Genomic DNA, 17,468 nt, shown 5'->3' with positions numbered 1-17,468 from the left:
CGTCTTCGATACGACCCTGGCGGGCCTACTCAGTCCGAACGGTTCGTGGCGAGCTGGACATCGATTTTTATAGCAGCAGGCAACAGATCTGTAGTGCCAATCAGAACGGACGTCCGGGGATACTCCTTCCCTACCCGGCACGCCAATTCAGGGGAAGGTGACGAGGAGACATGATGCAGAACATGCGGAAAATCAAATTAACCGTGCTGGTGGCTGCCATGGCGATGGCCGGTGTCGCCGGCAATGCCTGGGCCGACATCAAGGCGGCCGAGAAGTGGGTGGATTCGGAATTCCAGCCCAGCACGCTATCGCGCCAGCAGCAGGTCAGCGAGATGCAATGGTTCATCGACGCTGCCGCCAAGCTCAAGGCCAAGGGCGTCAAGGAAATCCACGTGGTCTCCGAGACCCTGGACACCCACGCCTATGAATCCAAGACCCTGGCCAAGGCCTTCGAGGAAATCACCGGCATCAAGGTCATCCACGACGTGATCCAGGAAGGCGACGTGGTCGAGAAGATGCAGACCTCGCTGCAATCCGGCAAGTCGATCTACGATGGCTGGGTCAATGACTCGGACCTGATCGGCACCCACTACCGCAACGGCCAGACCGTGGTGCTGACCGACTACATGGCCGGCCCCGGCAAGGAATACACCAACCCCGGCCTGGACCTGAAGGATTTCATCGGCACCAGCTTCACCACCGCACCCGACGGCAAGCTCTACCAGCTGCCCGACCAGCAGTTCGCCAACCTGTACTGGTTCCGTGCCGACTGGTTCGCACGCAAGGACCTGCAGGACAAGTTCAAGGCCAAGTACGGCTATGAACTGGGCGTGCCGCAGAACTGGTCGGCCTATGAAGACATCGCGGCCTTCTTCACCAACGACGTGAAGGAACTCGATGGCAAGAAGATCTACGGTCACATGGACTACGGCAAGAAGGACCCCTCGCTGGGCTGGCGCTTCACCGATGCCTGGCTGTCGATGGCTGGCGCCGCCGACAAGGGTTTGCCCAACGGCTTGCCGGTGGATGAGTGGGGCATCCGCGTGGCCGACGACAAGTGCACCCCGGTGGGCGCATCGGTGGCACGCGGCGGCGCGACCAACTCGCCGGCAGCGGTCTATGCCCTGACCAAGTACCTGGACTGGATGAAGAAGTATGCCCCACCCGAGGCGCTGGGCATGACCTTCTCCGAAGCCGGCCCGGTGCCGGCGCAGGGGCACATCGCGCAACAGATCTTCTGGTACAGCGCCTTCACCGCCAGCATGACCAAGCAGGGTCTGCCGGTGGTCAATACCGATGGCTCGCCCAAGTGGCGCATGGCCCCCGGCCCGCACGGCCCGTACTGGAAGGATGGCATGCAGAACGGTTACCAGGACGTAGGCTCGTGGACCTTCCTCAAGAGCACGCCACCTGACCAGATGGCCGCAGCCTGGCTGTATGCGCAGTTCACGACCTCCAAGACCGTCTCGCTGAAGAAGTCCATCGTCGGCGTGACCTTCATCCGTGACTCCGACATCCGCTCCGACTACTTCACCAAGAACGCGGCCAAGTACGGCGGCCTGATCGAGTTCTATCGCAGCCCGGCACGGGTGGCGTGGACCCCGACCGGGACCAACGTGCCGGACTATCCGAAGATGGCGCAGATCTGGTGGAAGAACATCTCCTCGGCCATCTCCGGCGAGAAGACCCCGCAAGGTGCGATGGACAACCTGGCCGACGAGATGGACGGTATCATGGCCCGCCTGCAGCGCGCCGGCATGAAGCAGTGCGCGCCCAAGCTGAACCCGAAGAAGGACCCGGCCTCCTGGCTGTCCGACAAGGGGGCGCCGTGGGCCAAGCTGGCCAACGAAAAGCCCAAGGGCGAGACCATCCCCTACGACAAGCTGTTGCAGGCCTGGAAGGATGGCCGCGTACGCTGATAGTCTGATCGTGCAATCTGATCCGCATCACGCGTAGGATGACGCCATCCCGGCTTGTGTCGGGATGGCGTCTTCGCGTTTCTGGTATCCCGGTCTTGCAGCCGGTCTGATTCAGTTTTTTTCGTTTTCAAGGCTTCATTTTCAACCCGCCGTTTTCAGTACGTCAGCAAGGAACCAGCATGGCCTATCTGCTCGCCCTCGACCAGGGCACCTCCAGCTCGCGCAGCATCATCTTCGATCAGAGCGGGGCCATCGTGGCCACCGCCCAGCAGGAATTTCCGCAGATCTTTCCCCAGCCGGGCTGGGTCGAACACGACCCCATGGATCTGTGGCACAGCCAGTTGCAGACCGCGCAGAAGGTGTTGGCGCAAAGTGGCATCCAGGCCAGTGAGCTGACCGCGCTGGGCATCACCAACCAGCGCGAGACCACCGTGGTCTGGGAGCGTGCCACCGGCAAGCCCGTCTACAACGCCGTGGTGTGGCAGGATCGACGCGCCGAAGTGGTGTGCGCGGCGCTGCGCGAACGCGGCCTGGGCGAGGCCATCCAGAAGAAGACCGGGCTGGTGCTCGACCCCTATTTCTCCGGCACCAAGTTGCGCTGGATCCTCGATAACGTGTCCGGCCTGCGCGAGCGTGCCGAGCGCGGCGAACTGCTGTTCGGTACCGTCGACTCCTGGCTGGTTTGGAACCTCACCGGCGGCCGTCTGCATGTGAGCGATGTTTCCAACGCCTCGCGCACCATGCTGTGGAATATCCACACCGGTGCCTGGGACGAGGAACTGCTGCAGTGGCTGGGCATTCCGGCATCGATGCTGCCGCAGGTGCATGCCTCGGCCCATATCTATGGCGAGATCGATGCGCAGCACCTGGGCGCAGCGGTCAAGATCGGTGGCATCGCCGGCGACCAGCAGTCGGCCCTGTTCGGTCAGGCCTGCGTGCGTCCCGGCATGGCCAAGAACACCTATGGCACCGGTTGCTTCATGCTGCTGCATACCGGCGACCAGTGCGCGACCTCGCACAATGGCCTCATCAGCACCGCCGCCTGCCAGGTCGATGAACGCAAGCAATACGCGCTGGAAGGCAGCGTCTTCATCGGGGGCGCAGTGGTGCAATGGCTGCGTGATGGCTTGAAAGCCATCAAGACCTCCACCGACGTCGAAGGCCTGGCCTGCACGGTCGAGGATTCGGGCGGGGTGGTGTTCGTGCCGTCCTTCACCGGCCTGGGCGCGCCCTATTGGAACCCGTCGGCCAAGGGCGCCATCGTGGGCCTGAGCCGGGGCAGTACGGTGGCGCACATCGCCCGCGCGGCGCTGGAATCGATCGCCTTCCAGAGCACGGCCCTGCTCAATGCCATGGTGCGGGACGCGGTCTCGCCCATCACCGAATTGCGGGTCGATGGCGGGGCGGCCGCCAACAACCTGCTGCTGCAGTTCCAGGCCGACCTGTTGGGTATTCCCGTGATCCGCCCGCAGGTCACCGAGACCACGGCGCTGGGTGCGGCCTATCTGGCCGGCGTGGCCACCGGGGTCTATCGGGATCTGTCGGAACTGTCCGCGCAATGGCGCATGGAACGCACCTTCGAACCACGCTTCACGCGGGAACAGGCGCAGGAGAGAATCCACGCGTGGGAGGCGGCGATCCGCCAGGTCAGCGCGGCCTGACCGCTAGGTAGGCGGTGGGGCAATGTTTCAGTTGAAATCCAGGTGCCACCGTCTGACATCGGATTGATACGGTGCCAGCCGATGATGTTCTCAAGCCCGCTGCAATCCGGCAGCGGACATCTCAAGGAGAACGATCATGGAAGGCTTCCTGTTGGATTGCATGCAATTGGCCACCGGCTTCTTCGATGCCGCATCCACCTTCGTGATGGCCTGCGACATCGGCGTCCCCGACGCCTCCCACGAGGCCCATGGCCGCCACTTCATGGCAGCGCTGGGCATGGCCTGAGCGGCGGGCGGGTCAGGCCGGGGTGCCGGTGCTGAGCAGTTGCATGGAATCCAGATGGCTCAGGCGCGCCCATTCCTCGCCGCCGCGGGCGACGATGGTATCGGCCTCGGGCGTGGCCATCAGGTCGAGGATTTCGGTATCGCTCATTTCCATGTCATCGTTGTAGCGGAACACCTTGAGCACCGGACGGGTCAGGTCTTGGGCATTCTGCCGGATCACGAAGCCGGAGCGGCCCGATTCCAGCTTGACGATGGACCCCACCGGGTAGATGCCCAGGGTCTTGACGAAGGCGAGGAACATGGCGCGGTCGAAATGCCCGCTCCAGGTGGCCATGGTGGAAATGGCTTCGGCCGGGTCCCAGGCGCGCTTGTAGGGGCGGTCCGAGGTGAGGGCGTCGTAGACGTCGCAGATCGCCGCCATGCGCGAATACAGGCTGATGGAACCGCTGCGCAGGGCTTCCGGGTAACCGTTGCCGTCCATCTTTTCGTGGTGGTGCAGGCAGACGTCGCGCGCATAGTCGGGGACGTTGGGGTCCTGGCTCAGGTATTTGTAGCCCAGTTCAGGATGTTTCTTGATCTGGGTGAATTCGTCGTCGGTGAGCTTGCCCGGCTTGTTGAGCAGTTCATGCGGCAGGAAGGCCTTGCCCACGTCATGCAGGAAACCGCCCAGTCCGGCCTCGCGACAGGCTGCCTCGTCCAGCCCCAGGGTACGGCCCAGCGCTACCATCAGCGCGCACACGGCCACCGAGTGCAGGTAGGTGTATTCATCGGCCAGTTTCAGGCGCAGCACGCTGAGCATGCCGTTGGGGCTCTTGACCACCGAACCGGCGATCTCTTCCACCACCGAAACACAACGCTCCATGTCCAGCACCTTGCCCATGCGGGCTTCACTGAACATGGCCTTGGTGGCTTTCTTGGCGGTCTCGCGCAGGGCCATGGCGTCCAGCAGCGTGGTGTCGATGGCCGGCGCTGGCGGCGGTTCCTGCTCCGGCGGGGCGGCCTCTTGCGTTGCCTCGACGGGGGCATCCTGGTCGGTCACATCCTGGTCGTCCACATCCAGACCACGCGCGGTATCGATCCAGCAGTAGGCGATACCGCTGGCGTGGGCTAGCTTCAGTTCACTCTCGTTCTTGAGCAGGAACTTGTTCTTCCAGAACGGATGATCCAGCCACGCAGCCTCGAAGCCACAGAAGTACATGCCGAGGACCAGATCCTCCGTTTTGATTTTCTTTAACATTTCTCGTGCGTCTCTCCGGCGTGCGCCGGGGAACAGGTTGGCTCGGTCACCCCTGTCCAACGGGACAGGGCGATGCCGTTCAGCCCGGCTCAGGATTGCCGGTCGTTAATCATCTCATATGAAAGGCCATAAGTGAACGGTTGAGGTTGTTGCAGGCCGGTATGGGGGCTTCCGTCGGGCAAAGATGCCACACCGTCATCGACATGGAGCAGCCAAAAAAAGGCCCGTCCGGGGGATGGACGGGCCTGAAAGATCCGCTGGATGTCGTCGCAGCGGACAAGGGGAAAGAGGAGATCCCGATGTGCCTAATGTAGGCGTCGAAAATTAAGCGAGACTTAAATAAGCGGAAAAAAAGCGGCTGAGCGGAAAACGGACGCGGGTCAGCCCCGCCCTTGAGCCCAGCGCCGGCATACTCTTGCCGGGGTGCAAGCGTTTGTGGCGGGATGCAAACACCCTGTAAATTTAGCTAAACATTTTGTTGTCGTTTAATTAAAATTCCTCCTACATTAATATCGAATTGACAACAAAGAGAAATCCATGAAAACCCTGATTGCAGCCATCCTTCTGGTAGCCAGTTCAATCGCCCACGCCGCCCCGGGTGGCCCCAGCGTGGGCAATGCCAGTCGCGACGACGTGACCCTGAGCGGTCACAAGGCCGATAATTTCACCCTGGCCGCGGGCAACGCGCAGTCCGGCGCGAACGGCACCAGCTCGGTATTCAGCAGCGCCTTCGGCGGCGGCAGCTGGAGCCTGCTCAACAAGATCGATTCCAGCGGCGCCCAGGTGGGTAGCACCGCCTCGGTGTTGGGCTCCAACGTCAGCATCAGCTTCAGCCTGGGCAGCGACAACAAGAGCGGCACCTGGAGCATCACCTCCAGCAAGAGCCTGCAGATGGATCTGGTACTGGGCATCCACGCCAGCAATGCCACCGGCTCCTTCCTGTTCGACAATCTGGTGCTCAACGCCGGCCAGACCCAGAGCGGCAGCTTCGCCATCAACTGGAAAAACAATGGCGGCCAGGTTCCGGATTATTCGAACCTGACCATGTTCTATTCCAACGCTTCGCTGCGCACCGTGGCAGCGGTGCCGGAACCCTCGACTTATGCCATGCTGCTGGCGGGTCTGGCACTGGTGGGCGGCCTGGCCTGGCGCCGTCGTCGCCAGGCCGGTGCCGGTGTCCTGCCGCTGGGCGCCGCCTGAGCCGGCTGCAAGACAAGCCCCAAGAAAAACGCGCTGGCCCGCAAGCCAGCGCGTTTTTTGTTTTGCGTACCGGCCAGGGCCGGTGGTCTCAATGTTCCCGCACATCCGGTAGCAGCACCGTCAGCAGCCCGGCCAGCGGCAGGAAGGCGCACAGGCCATAGACCCAGGCAATCCCGTACAGGTCGGCCAGGTGGCCCAGCAGCGCCGCGCCGATGCCGCCGAAACCGAACATGAGGCCGAAGAACACACCGGCGATCATGCCCACCTTGCCCGGCACCAGTTCCTGCGCATACACCACGATGGCCGAGAAGGCCGAGGAAATGATCAGCCCGATCACCACCGACAGCACGGCCGTCCAGAACAGGTTGGCATGCGGCAGCATCAGGGCGAAGGGCGCGGCGCCGAGGATGGAGATCCAGATCACCAGTTTGCGGCCGATGCGGTCACCGATGGGGCCGCCGACGAAGGTACCCACCGCCACCGCGCCAAGGAACAGGAACAGGTACAGCTGCGAAGACGCCACCGACATCTGGAAACGGTCGATCAGGTAGAAGGTGAAATAGCTGGTGAAGCTGGCCATGTAGAAATACTTGGAAAACACCAGCAGGGCCAGCACCACCAGGGCGCGGCGCACGGTCGCGGCCGGCAACTGGTGGCGCGCCAGCACCTTGCCCTTGCCCTTGCCGGCGGCCAGGTGGCTGCGATACCACGACGACACGCGCGACAACACCACGATGGCCAGCGCCGAGAGCACCAGGAACCAGGCCACATGGGTTTGCCCATAAGGCACCACGATGGCCGCCGCCAGCAGCGGTCCGAAGGCCGAACCGGCATTGCCGCCGACCTGGAAGGTTGATTGCGCCAGGCCGAAACGACCGCCCGAAGCCATGCGGGCGATGCGCGAGGCTTCCGGGTGGAAGGTCGAGGAACCCACGCCGATCAGCGCCGCCGCCAGCAGAAAGGCGCCGAAGCTGCCGGCCAGCGCCAGCAGCACGATGCCGATCAGGGTCGCCACTGCGCCGCTGGGCAGCAGCCAGGGCTGCGGATGGCGATCGGTGTACATGCCGATCCAGGGCTGCAGCAGCGAGGCGGTGACCTGGAAGGTCAGGGTGATCAGCCCGACCTGGGTGAAGCTGAGCCCATAGCCTGTCTTGAGCATGGGATAGATCGAGGGCAGCAGGGCCTGGATCATGTCATTGATCAGGTGGGCGCCGCCGCAGGCCAGCAGGATGCTCATCACCAGCGGCTGGGCGGCGATGGTGGCGGCGCTGCCGTGGCCGGCTGGGGTGGACGCGGCAGACGGATTGGGGTCGGTAGCACTTGTCATGACATGAGCGGGTCGAGTGAACAAAAAGGGAGGAGCGAAGCGTATCATTGGCACCTATTGATGATGATGCCAATTGTTAGCGATTAAGTGCCATGGTTGCCCAGCTCAAGCCCGTCAGTCCCAGTGCCGAGGTCAATACCTTCCAGCATGCACGTAGTGCGGTGGTGGCCTTCGCCCGCGAACTGGCCTATCGCGACCTGCTGACGGCGCACTCACACCCGCGCGGCCAGCTGCTGTACGCGGTGGAGGGCGTGATGCAGGTACGCACACCGCAAGGGGTGTGGCTGGTACCGCCGCAACGCGCCTTGTGGGTGCCGCCGATGGTGGAGCACGAGATCCGCATGCTCAGCAAGGTCAGCATGCGCACCGTCTACATCGGTCCGGACCTGGGAAGAGGGATTGGCGAGCAGTGCCGTTTGCTGGAGGTCTCGGTATTGCTGCGCGAGCTGATCCTGGCCCTGCTGGCCGAGCCCCGGGAATATGAAGAAACCAGTCGGGCCGGCCACGTGGCCGCCTTGATTCTGTCGGAGCTGGCCCGGGCGCCGGCCATTCCGGTGGCCATCCCCTGGCCGCAGGATCGCCGCCTGCAGGTCATCTGCGAAGCCATCCTGGCCGATCCCGGTCGCCAGTTCGCGCTGGCCGACTGGGCCGGGGTGGGAGGCGCCAGTGTACGCACGGTGATCCGTCTGTTTCCCCGGGAGACGGGTCTGCAGTTCCGCCACTGGGTGCAACAGGTGCATCTGAGCGAAGCGCTGGTGCGCCTGGCGCGTGGCGATGCGGTGGGGGTGGTGGCGCAGGCGCTGGGCTATCGCAGCCAGAGTGCGTTTTCCAACATGTTCCGCAAGGCCTTGCGCAGTAGCCCCAATCACTACCAGCCGCGCCAGGAGAGGCGACGCCTTACCCGCTCGCCGGCGAGTGCACCGCTCAGTAGGGAATGACCACCACCCGCGGGCCGCGCCGGGCCTGTGGGGCCGTGGTCGCGGCAGTTGGTGCGGCGCTGGCTTGCTGTTGCGGCTGATCGGGATCGCGTTCCAGGAAGTAGGGATCGTCCTGCGGCGCCAGCGCGCCGGCTGCTCCGGTCACTTGTTGCGCGCGGTCATTGACGGTGCCGGCACCGACTGAGCAGACCTGGAAGAAGTCGGCACTCCCCTCGGAAAAATCGATACGGCATTTCTCGGCCACCACCACCGAGATATCGAGGGCGCTCACATTGGCGGCCACGGCCAGTTCACCGCGCTGCGCCTGCAGTATCAGCATGAGCGTCATCATGGCGATGACGGGATAGGTCTTGTTCATGGCATTCTCCGGTTGCTCCCACTGTAGCGTTTGCAGTGCGCCGGGCGCATCGGAAAAAACCTGAGCCGACACATCCTGATCGCCCGAGACGCCGCGTCCCGCCTGGATGATGCCGCTTTGCAAGTGTAAAGATTGTCGGTTTTCTACCGTAATCAGGTCATGAGAACTCCGATCCGGGAGAGTGAACATGGCGATGGAAACCGATCTGGTCATCATGGCGCGCGAAGCCGTCTCGCCACTGACGGCGCAGCAGCAGCCCCGCGACAATACCCAGGCAATGCCCGCTGCCGTCAGCGCGGCCACGATAGCGGTGGTCGCCGACGAGGGGGTGACGCTGTCGTTGTCGGCACAGGGCAAGCTCATGGCCGCCGTGGCGCTGGCGGTGGAGCATGTCACTACGGCCGCCGTCGATTCCACCGAAGCAGCGCAGGGCGCCAATGCGTCCCAGGCCCTGAAGGCCGTGCTGGAGGCCAGCCTGCCGATCACGCGCGACACCCTTTTCGCGATCGAGGCACGCCTGGTGGCGGCACGGCGCGGGGCCGACGCCATCGCGGCGGCCGATGCCCAGGTGCCACCGTCGGATGATCCACGCCGCCTGAGCCAGGCACGCCAGGCCACCGAGGCGCTGTATGGCCGCGCTCCCAATCCCTTTGCCGGATGGTCGCGGGCCGAGCTGTCGGCCATCGTCTTTGACGAGAGCGGCGCCTACACCATCAACGAACGCTACGCCGCCACCAACCAGCGCACCGAGCTGGACCAGAAATTCTGGGCACCGGTGTTCCAGCGCGCCCTCGACAGTGGCGACTGGAAGCCGGTCATCACCGCCGCGCTGGTCTTCTACGCCAGCCTCTCGCCGCTGGAGCAGACCGCCTATCCCGGCAACTACGCGCAGCTGCTGCAGCAGTACCTGGATCTCTACCAGTTGCAACCGCAAGCACCGCTGCCGCCGCAGCAACAGATCGACCTGGCCCGCATGCTGGAGACCCTGGTGCTGCCGCTGGGACCGCTGGCGCTGGCCGGCGGCGTGATCCGCGGGCTGGTGCTGCCGCGCCTGGGGCCTTCGCTGGCCGAACTGATTGCCGCCGCGCCGCGCCTGGCGGACCTGATCCAGGTCAACAATGCCGCTCACAGCGTGCAGGACAGCGCCTATCTGGTCCTGCTGCAGCGGGTGTTCGGCGTCCAGCGGCGCGAAGATGAACCGACGCCCGTGCGCCGGGCCGCCGCCGGGGTGGCCGGTCGCGATTTCCTGGCCTATGGCGACCGGCGCCTGCTGGCCGAGGCCTATGCCTATGCCCAGGCCAACGGGATGGCGCTGGACGAAGTGGATGCACTGGCCCGGGATCTGGCCACCTATCGGCAGGCACGCGCCGGCGGCCCGGCTTCCTACGGCGGCGCTTCCAGCGGGATGACGGGTGCGGCATCGCTGGCGCAGGCAGGCCGCATGAGCAGCGAAGAGGCGGCCATCGCCCAGCGCCTGCTCACCAGCCGCGCCGCCAGCATGACCCGGCTGGATCATGGCTTCCTGGCCTGGCTGCTCGATCCGGCTGGTGGCGGCTGGCGTGACGGCGACCTGAGCGGTCATGTGAGCAGTTTTAGTGCCCTGGAGAAACTGCTGGCCGGCCTGGCCGGAGTACCGCTGGGCGAGAGGGCGGGAGAGAGCAGCGAACTGGAAGCCGCTTATCGGATGGTGCTGGAACGCATCGCGCTGCAGGACGCGCCCTCCATCAGGCAGCCACTGCCAGCGGCAGCCGCCGAGGGCGCGCGCAACCTGACCCTGGCGGCACAGATGGCGGCGCTGGCGCGCAGCGATGCGGCCGACAACGCCTTCATGAACAACGCACTGATGCTGCTGCGGATGTATCGCATGTCGCTGACGATGAGTGTAGCCGAGCAGCGGACCCTCTCCGAGCTGGTCTATGCGGCCATGAAACAGCGCCGCCTGCGCACACGGCGCGGCAAGCTGTTCGTGGCCTGGGCCGAGCGCAGTCCGCTGATGCCGTCCTTGCCTTCGATGCCGGGCTGAGCGCGGGCGGACTCAGGCGGGCCAGGCGCGTTCCAGGATGGCCTGCTGGCTGGCCAGGCTGGCGCCGGCCAGGGTGCCGTACACGCGGCCGCCATCGCTGTCGCAGCGGCTGGCCAGGAAGGCTTCGGCCGACCCGGACGGCGCATGGCGCAGCATCAGCATGCCCTGCAGGGCCAGCACCAGTTGCTGGACCAGGCGGCGGGCGCAGGCTTCGCGCTCCTCGTCGGGGGCCTGCAGTAGTTGCCTGAGGGTGTGCACCCGCGCCGCCAGGGCGGCATGGGCCGCAGCCGCGTCCTCCAGTTCCTGCAGCAGGCGCTGGAAACCCTCGGTCTCGCGGCTGATGGCGCGCAGCACATCCAGGCACATCACGTTGCCCGATCCTTCCCAGATCGAATTGACCGGTGCCTCCCGATACAGGCGCGCCATCGGGCCGGTTTCCACGTAGCCGTTGCCACCCCAGACTTCCATGCATTCTCCGGTGAATTCCAGCGCGCGCTTGCAGATCCAGAACTTGGCGGCGGGCGTGACGATGCGTTTCCAGGCTCGCTGCAACGGATCGTCGGGATCATCGAAGGCATGCGCCAGGCGCAGCATCAGCATGGTCGCCGCCTCGCTTTCCAGGGCCAGGTCGGCCAGTACGCTGCGCATGAGCGGCTGCGCGGCCAGCAGGCGGCCGAAGGCGCTGCGATGGCGCGCGTGATGCAGCGCCTGCACCAGCGCCTGGCGCATCAGCGCGGCGCTACCGATGACGCAATCCAGACGGGTATGGTTGGCCATTTCGATGATGGTCGCGATACCGCGCCCTTCGGCGCCGACCATGATGCCCATGGCTTCTTCGAATTCCACCTCGCTGCTACTGTTGGAGCGATTGCCGAGCTTGTCCTTGAGCCGCTGGATCAGGATGGGATTGCGGGTGCCGTCGGGTAGCCAGCGCGGCACGAAGAAACAGGACAGGCCATTCTCGGTACGCGCCAGCATCAGGTGGGCATCGCACATCGGCGCCGAGAAGAACCACTTGTGGCCCGACAGCAGATAGGCCGTGCCGCGGCCGTCGTTGAGCGGATCGGCTGGCATGGCGATGGCGGTATTGCTGCGCACGTCGGAGCCGCCTTGTTTCTCTGTCATGCCCATGCCGATCAGGATGGAGCGCTTGTGCGTGATCGGCAGGTCGCGGGCGTCGTGCTCGCGCGAGAACAGGCGCGTGCGCAACTGTTCGAACAGGGCCGGTTCCTGCTGCAACACCGGGATCGCGGCGAAGGTCATGGTGGTCGGGCAGAGCGAACCGGCCTCGATTTGCGCATGCAGGAAGTAGGCGGCAGCGCGGGCCACGTGGGCGCCGTCGCCCGGTTGCATCCAGGGCAGGGCGTGCAGGCCGGCGCGGCGCAGCTGGGCGAGCAAGGTATGCCAGGCCGGGTGGAAATCGACGACATCGATGCGGTGGCCGCAGCGGTCATGGGTGCGCAGCACCGGCGGATGCTGGTTGGCCAGTTCGGCCAGCAGTGCCATCTCGGCGCTTCCCAGGGCCTCGCCCTGGCTGGCCAGGGTGCCGTCGTGCCAGTGCGCGCCCTCGCGCTGCACGGCCTCGACCAGGGCGGTATCGCTGCGGTAGAGGTCGTAGTCGTGCAGGTCCGGGACCTGGTTGGTGATCTCGTGGGTGTGCATGGTGTCTCCGTGAACCCGCGCAGATATTGTCGTGGTGGCCCCTGGCCCTTTTTGTGCGCGCGCGATGGCCCTAGTGTGCGCGTATTTGGCGGGATTGGGAACCGTCGCTGTCCCGCGCCGATGGGCAGCAGGGTGGCGGTCGCCTGAGCGAGCGGTCGCGCTTCTAAGTTTTGGCTATATCCTTATAAGCATCTTGTTAGGTAGTGCCCCCGGCACATGCGCAGCAGTCATATTAGAATGCCTCTTTCGACCAAAGATCGCCCCGTGCCCGTGCACGGCTGCGCAAGGAAGCCAAGCAGATGTCTTATCCGACCATCGAATCCACCATCGGCAATACCCCGCTGATCCAGCTGCCGCGCATCGGCGGCGACGAAGCCCGGCGCCGCAACAACATCATCCTCGGCAAGCTGGAAGGCAACAATCCTGCCGGTTCGGTCAAGGACCGTGCCGCCTATTCCATGATCACCCGCGCCGAGGCGCGTGGCCAGATCAAGCCGGGCGATACCCTCATCGAAGCCACCAGCGGCAATACCGGTATCGCCCTGGCGATGGTAGCGGCTATGCGTGGCTACAAGATGGTGCTGCTGATGCCGGAAAACCTGTCCGAGGAGCGCCGCCAGAGCATGGCGGCGTATGGCGCGCGTATCGTGCTCACGCCCAAGAGCGGCGGCATGGAATACGCCCGCGACCTGGCCGAACAGATGCAGAAGAACGGTGAAGGGCTGATCCTGGACCAGTTCGCCAACCCGGACAATCCGCTGGCGCACTACGAGACCACCGGCCCGGAAATCTGGCGCGATACCAAGGGCAGCATCACCCATTTCGTCAGCGCCATGGGCACGACCGGTACCATCATGGGGGTGTCGCAATATCTGAAGGAAAAAAATCCGCAGGTGCAGATCATCGGCGCCCAGCCGGAAGAAGGTTCGTCCATTCCCGGCATCCGCAAGTGGCCCGAAGCCTACCTGCCCAAGATCTTCGACCGCTCCCGCGTGGACCAGACCGAATCGGTCAGCCAGGCCGATGCCGAGAACATGGCGCGCAAGCTGGCGGTGACCGAAGGCCTGTTCTGCGGGATCTCGGCTGCCGGGGCTTGCGAAGTGGCAGTACGGCTGTCGCATCAGCTGGAGAATGCCACCATCGTCTTCATCGTCTGCGATCGCGGTGACCGCTATCTTTCCACCGGCGTATTCCCGGCCTGAGGAAGGGCAGTCACGAGGAGGGGCCAGCTTGGCCGGCCCGCAATGCAAAACGGAGCCATGGGCTCCGTTTTTTATGACCCATCCGGGACGTTGCAGCCGTCCCGCCGATTATTCCGGCGAACCGGCCGTCGGGGCCGCTCCCGGAGCGGCACCTGGCTTCGGCTTGAACTGCTTGTCGCTGATGCGGAATTTCTCGCGACGATCACCCATCAGCTCGCGCAGTTCGCGAATGGACAGCTCGCTCACCTCATGCATGCGGATCAGCAGCGATGCTCCGACCGGCAGACGACGGTGACGGATCTTGCTGATCACCGGTGGCGCCACTTCCAGAGCGCGTGACAGGGCTGCATCGTTCTTCAGGTGCAGCTTCTCGATCAGCGCATCCAGCAGATGGTTGGGATCGTAGTTGACTTGATCGGAAATGGAGTTGGTTTCAGCAGTATCGTTGGTAGTCATGATCGGGACGTTCCATTATGCAGATGTTTGTGGAAGGCTTTGCGCCTATGCATTAATTGTTTGTAAAACTGCAAAACGCGACTGACGATATCCGAGCCAAGGCGGTGCCTTTTTCTGCAAGATAGCGAAAGCCCTATCAAAGAACGACTTCAAAACAATGCTTATCAAGTTCTCTGTTCTCTGACCAAGTGCGCTTGAAGCAGCACAACAATAATTCTATGTCTATATAGAAATAATTGCACATTTTTCATGCAGTCAGAAAATTCTATTCCACAATAGTTGCAGAAACTCATTTCCGAATTTGTAACAGATATTAACAGCATTCCTCGAAAAATTGCTAGCGTTGTTCTTTTGTCACGACAAATGGCAGCATGTTCCAGCCAGATAGCCCCAATTGCCGCAAGGTAAGCATGTTTTTCTCAAAGATGGCAGACGCGTCGGGGTAGGCCTGGACCGCCCGGTCGATGCTGTTTTCTCGCAACAGATGGAGGATGGGAAAAGGCGAGCGATTGCTGTAGTTCTCGATATCGTCGGGTTGCGCATCGGCAAACTGGTAGGCCGGGTGGAAGCTGGCGATCTGCAGTACGCCATCCAGTTCCAGTCGTTCCAGGATACGCTCGGCCCAGTCCAGAAAGTCGTTGTATTCGAGGAACTCGGCTAATGCGAGCGGAATGATCAGGAGGGTGGTGTCCACCTGTTCCGGGTCGGTTTCTGCCAGCAGTTGCAGTTCCTGTTCCAGGTCGGCGGCCAGGGTGTCCCAGTCCCGGCCATGGCTGACGCGGTAGCGGATCTGGTTCTTGACATGGACTGACTTGGCGAAAGGGCAGAGATTGAGGCCGATGACGGCCTGTTCCAGCCAGCCGCGGGTAAGGGCGACGACCTCGTCGTCGCTGCGGGCCGGCGCGGCGGCGGGAGAAGGGGAGGGGGATGCGGTGTTCATGGGCGGCATTGTCGCATGCAGCCCGGCAAGCCCGCACAATCGCCCACGCTGCGGCCAGATCGGCTATGCTTGCCAACCTTTGGCGGCGGCCCTGCGTGGGCCGCCCCGCCTTTCTCCAGCAAGCATACATTCCATGGCGCTCAAATCCACCATCTTCAAGGCCGACCTGCAGATCTCCGACATGGACCGGCATTACTACCAGCAACATGCCCTGACCATCGCCCGTCATCCTTCCGAGACCGACGAGCGCATGATGATCCGGGTGCTGGCCTTCGCCCTCAACGCCAGCGAGTCACTGGCCTTCGGCAAGGGACTCTCCGACACCGACGAGCCCGACCTGTGGCAGAAGGACCTGACCGGCGCCATCGAACTGTGGATCGAAGTCGGCCAGCCCGATGACCGCGCCATCCTCAAGGCCTGCGGCCGCGCCGAGCGGGTGCTGGTCTACAGCTACAGCAGCGTTTCCAACATCTGGTGGAACCAGACCGGCAGCCGCGTGGAGCGCGCCAAGAACCTGAAGGTGGTCAATATCCCGGCTGAGGCCAGCCAGGCCCTGGCGGCCCTGGCGCAGCGCACCATGCAACTGCAGTGCACGATCCAGGATGGGCAGATCTGGCTGGGGGCCAATGAAGACATGGTGTTGATCGAACCGGAGACGATCAAGGATTTTGCCTGATCCTGCGCGCCCCGCTCAGGCCGAAGACGGCCGTTCCAGCGCGTCGGCGCGACCTTGCAGATGCGTCAGCAGGCGCTGGCCTTCAGCGGTGTGGAACCAGGCGGCGTGGCCCAGCAGATAGGTGTCATAGGCCAGCGAGGCATTCTGCGGCGACTGCGTCACGCCGTGGAAGTAATCCAGTTCGGCCAACGCGAACTCGGCATGCACCAGCGGCAGCAACGCCGCCAGTGCCCGGATCTGGCGGGCCGAGAGCGGCAGCAGCGAGGCATAGCCTTCCAGCATCGCATCCAGCAGGTCCAGATGTACCAGTTGCACCGCCCGCTGCGGGATGGCCAGCCACTCGACGATGTTGCGCTCGATGGCGGTGGCCAGGTCGTGCAGCGCGCAGGTGCGGTCGCACAGGCCGAAGTCCAGCACCGTCTGCACCTGCGCCTGGTCGCTGGCGTCGCTCCACAGCAGGTTGGAGGCATGCCAGTCATTGTGCGTCCACAGCGGCGCGAATTCATCCAGATACGGTTTCAGGCCCGCATGCCAGGGCAGCAGGTGTTGCGCCACCTCGCCACGCCAGGGGCGGTTTTCCAGGTAATCGGCGATGGCCGGCCGTTGTTCGATATAGGCCTGCAGGGGCCGCACCGGATCTTCCTGCGAAAAGATCGTGAAGCTCGATACCAGCGGCCGTGCGGGACGGGCCGGGGCGTCGTAGCCGGCCGAGGCCTGGTGCAGTCGCGCCAGCATGCGACCCGCCGAATGGGCATGCTGACTGCTGCTGAAGGGCGTCCACGACACCGCTTCGCGATACAGGTCGACCCCCGCTGCCAGCGGAAACACTTCGTAGGTCCAGTATTCGTCGGCCAGTGCGGTGGCACCATCGTCGGTGCGCAGCGCGGTGCTGACCGGCAAGCCCCGCGCCTGCAGGTGGGCCACGAAGCGATGTTCCTCGGCCAGTGCCACCACGTCGCGTACGCGCGCGTGATGCCGCTTGACGATGATGGCGCCGCTCTCGGTCTGCATCACACAGGCCGCCGAGAACGGGCGCGGGCTATGCCACTCCAGCCGTAGCGGCTGGCCGACCTCGGGATAGTGATGCAGCACCCGGGCCACTTCGGCAGAGGTCAGCGCCGGCCAGTCGGAGATGACCGGCTCGGCGCCCATGCCATGGCTGATGACGCGCGTGAGGTGATGCGAGGCGGCTTGCATGATCGCGGCGACCCGTCAGAAATCGTACTGCAGCGACAGGCGCGCCGTACGTGGCGCACCCAGGTGCACATAGCCGTCGCCCAGGTACTGGCCGGCATCCTTCCAGTAGCGCTTGTCGAAGAGGTTGTCGATGTTGGCGCGCAGGGTGGCGGTATGGCCGCCCATGCGCATGCGGTAGCGCAGGCCGGCGTTGAAGACATGCACCGCCGGCAGGCTGACGCTGCCATCGCGGGTGGCCGGCTTGCTGCTGCTGTAGAGCCAGTTGCCCATCAGGTTCAGGCCTTCCACGCCGGGCAGCGCGTAATCGGCATAGACGCTGCTGCGCAGGCGCGGCACGTTGACCACCTGCTGGCCATCGTAGGCGGGGGTGCCGGTATCGCTGGCGCG

16 protein-coding genes are annotated in these 17,468 nt (G+C 64.1%); 8 read left to right on the top strand and 8 right to left on the bottom strand.

The features are described 5' to 3' along the window. Positions 1-170: 170 nt before the first annotated feature. The 3 genes from VE092_RS05775 to VE092_RS05765 all read left to right on the top strand — a co-directional run bounded on the left by VE092_RS05775 (position 171) and on the right by VE092_RS05765 (position 3,866). On the top strand, positions 171-1,919 hold the full coding sequence (locus VE092_RS05775) for an ABC transporter substrate-binding protein (protein WP_324874744.1): 1,749 nt from the start codon (positions 171-173) through the stop codon (positions 1,917-1,919). Positions 1,920-2,098: 179 nt separating this feature from the next. Further along, complete coding sequence (gene glpK / locus VE092_RS05770; protein ID WP_324874742.1) at positions 2,099-3,580, top strand: glycerol kinase GlpK; 1,482 nt, start codon at positions 2,099-2,101, stop codon at positions 3,578-3,580. Between the two features lie 136 nt (positions 3,581-3,716). Continuing rightward, positions 3,717-3,866: a hypothetical protein gene (locus VE092_RS05765; protein ID WP_324874740.1), complete on the top strand. Its 150-nt coding sequence runs from the start codon at positions 3,717-3,719 to the stop codon at positions 3,864-3,866. Positions 3,867-3,878: 12 nt separating this feature from the next. Here VE092_RS05765 and VE092_RS05760 read toward each other — a convergent pair whose 3' ends face one another. Further along, complete coding sequence (locus VE092_RS05760; RefSeq protein ID WP_324874737.1) at positions 3,879-5,102, bottom strand: HD-GYP domain-containing protein; 1,224 nt, start codon at positions 5,100-5,102, stop codon at positions 3,879-3,881. Positions 5,103-5,639: 537 nt separating this feature from the next. Between VE092_RS05760 and VE092_RS05755 the strand changes: the two genes are divergently transcribed. Further along, the gene (locus VE092_RS05755) at positions 5,640-6,302 is read left to right on the top strand and encodes a PEP-CTERM sorting domain-containing protein (protein WP_324874735.1); all 663 of its coding nucleotides are present in this window, start codon (positions 5,640-5,642) and stop codon (positions 6,300-6,302) included. Positions 6,303-6,390: 88 nt separating this feature from the next. On the opposite strand, the gene VE092_RS05750 is transcribed toward VE092_RS05755, so the two are convergent. Next, complete coding sequence (locus VE092_RS05750; protein WP_324874733.1) at positions 6,391-7,629, bottom strand: MFS transporter; 1,239 nt, start codon at positions 7,627-7,629, stop codon at positions 6,391-6,393. A gap of 92 nt (positions 7,630-7,721) precedes the next feature. Between VE092_RS05750 and VE092_RS05745 the strand changes: the two genes are divergently transcribed. Then, positions 7,722-8,567 (top strand): helix-turn-helix transcriptional regulator, encoded by an 846-nt coding sequence (locus tag VE092_RS05745; RefSeq protein WP_324874731.1) that lies wholly within the window; start codon positions 7,722-7,724, stop codon positions 8,565-8,567. Here the strand turns inward: VE092_RS05745 and VE092_RS05740 are convergent. Beyond that, positions 8,554-8,925, bottom strand: a complete 372-nt coding sequence (locus tag VE092_RS05740) for a hypothetical protein (RefSeq protein ID WP_324874729.1) — start codon at positions 8,923-8,925, stop codon at positions 8,554-8,556. The genes VE092_RS05745 and VE092_RS05740 overlap by 14 nt on opposite strands. Positions 8,926-9,112: 187 nt before the next feature. Between VE092_RS05740 and VE092_RS05735 the strand changes: the two genes are divergently transcribed. Further along, positions 9,113-10,948, top strand: coding sequence for a hypothetical protein (locus VE092_RS05735; RefSeq protein ID WP_324874727.1), 1,836 nt, complete (start codon positions 9,113-9,115; stop codon positions 10,946-10,948). 12 nt (positions 10,949-10,960) lie between these two features. Here the strand turns inward: VE092_RS05735 and VE092_RS05730 are convergent, their stop codons facing one another. Continuing rightward, complete coding sequence (locus VE092_RS05730) at positions 10,961-12,610, bottom strand: isovaleryl-CoA dehydrogenase (protein WP_324874725.1); 1,650 nt, start codon at positions 12,608-12,610, stop codon at positions 10,961-10,963. A 299-nt stretch (positions 12,611-12,909) separates the two neighbouring features. Here VE092_RS05730 and cysM point away from each other — a divergent pair, with 299 nt between their 5' ends. Next, positions 12,910-13,812 carry a cysteine synthase CysM gene (gene cysM / locus VE092_RS05725; RefSeq protein WP_324874723.1) on the top strand — a complete coding sequence of 301 codons (903 nt, stop codon included), beginning with the start codon at positions 12,910-12,912 and terminating at the stop codon, positions 13,810-13,812. A gap of 108 nt (positions 13,813-13,920) precedes the next feature. On the opposite strand, the gene VE092_RS05720 is transcribed toward cysM, so the two are convergent. Both VE092_RS05720 and VE092_RS05715 read right to left on the bottom strand, forming a co-directional pair. Next, the gene (locus tag VE092_RS05720; protein ID WP_324874721.1) at positions 13,921-14,268 is read right to left on the bottom strand and encodes a hypothetical protein; all 348 of its coding nucleotides are present in this window, start codon (positions 14,266-14,268) and stop codon (positions 13,921-13,923) included. A 337-nt stretch (positions 14,269-14,605) separates the two neighbouring features. Beyond that, the gene (locus tag VE092_RS05715; protein ID WP_324874719.1) at positions 14,606-15,217 is read right to left on the bottom strand and encodes a DUF1415 domain-containing protein; all 612 of its coding nucleotides are present in this window, start codon (positions 15,215-15,217) and stop codon (positions 14,606-14,608) included. A gap of 124 nt (positions 15,218-15,341) precedes the next feature. On the opposite strand from VE092_RS05715, the gene VE092_RS05710 reads away from it, so the two are divergent. Continuing rightward, on the top strand, positions 15,342-15,884 hold the full coding sequence (locus VE092_RS05710) for a YaeQ family protein (RefSeq protein WP_324874716.1): 543 nt from the start codon (positions 15,342-15,344) through the stop codon (positions 15,882-15,884). A 15-nt stretch (positions 15,885-15,899) separates the two neighbouring features. On the opposite strand, the gene VE092_RS05705 is transcribed toward VE092_RS05710, so the two are convergent. Together VE092_RS05705 and VE092_RS05700 are read right to left on the bottom strand one after the other, a co-directional pair. Beyond that, positions 15,900-17,081, bottom strand: coding sequence for a phosphotransferase enzyme family protein (locus VE092_RS05705; protein WP_324874714.1), 1,182 nt, complete (start codon positions 17,079-17,081; stop codon positions 15,900-15,902). A 15-nt stretch (positions 17,082-17,096) separates the two neighbouring features. Continuing rightward, positions 17,097-17,468, bottom strand: a 372-nt coding sequence (locus VE092_RS05700) for a TonB-dependent receptor domain-containing protein (protein ID WP_324874712.1), incomplete at its 5' end; no start/stop codon positions are given.

Origin of the sequence: Herbaspirillum sp. (genome assembly GCF_035644555.1) — a bacterium.
Classification (GTDB): Bacteria; Pseudomonadota; Gammaproteobacteria; order Burkholderiales; family Burkholderiaceae_D; genus Herbaspirillum.
This window is presented reverse-complemented; position numbering and strand designations above follow the sequence as displayed.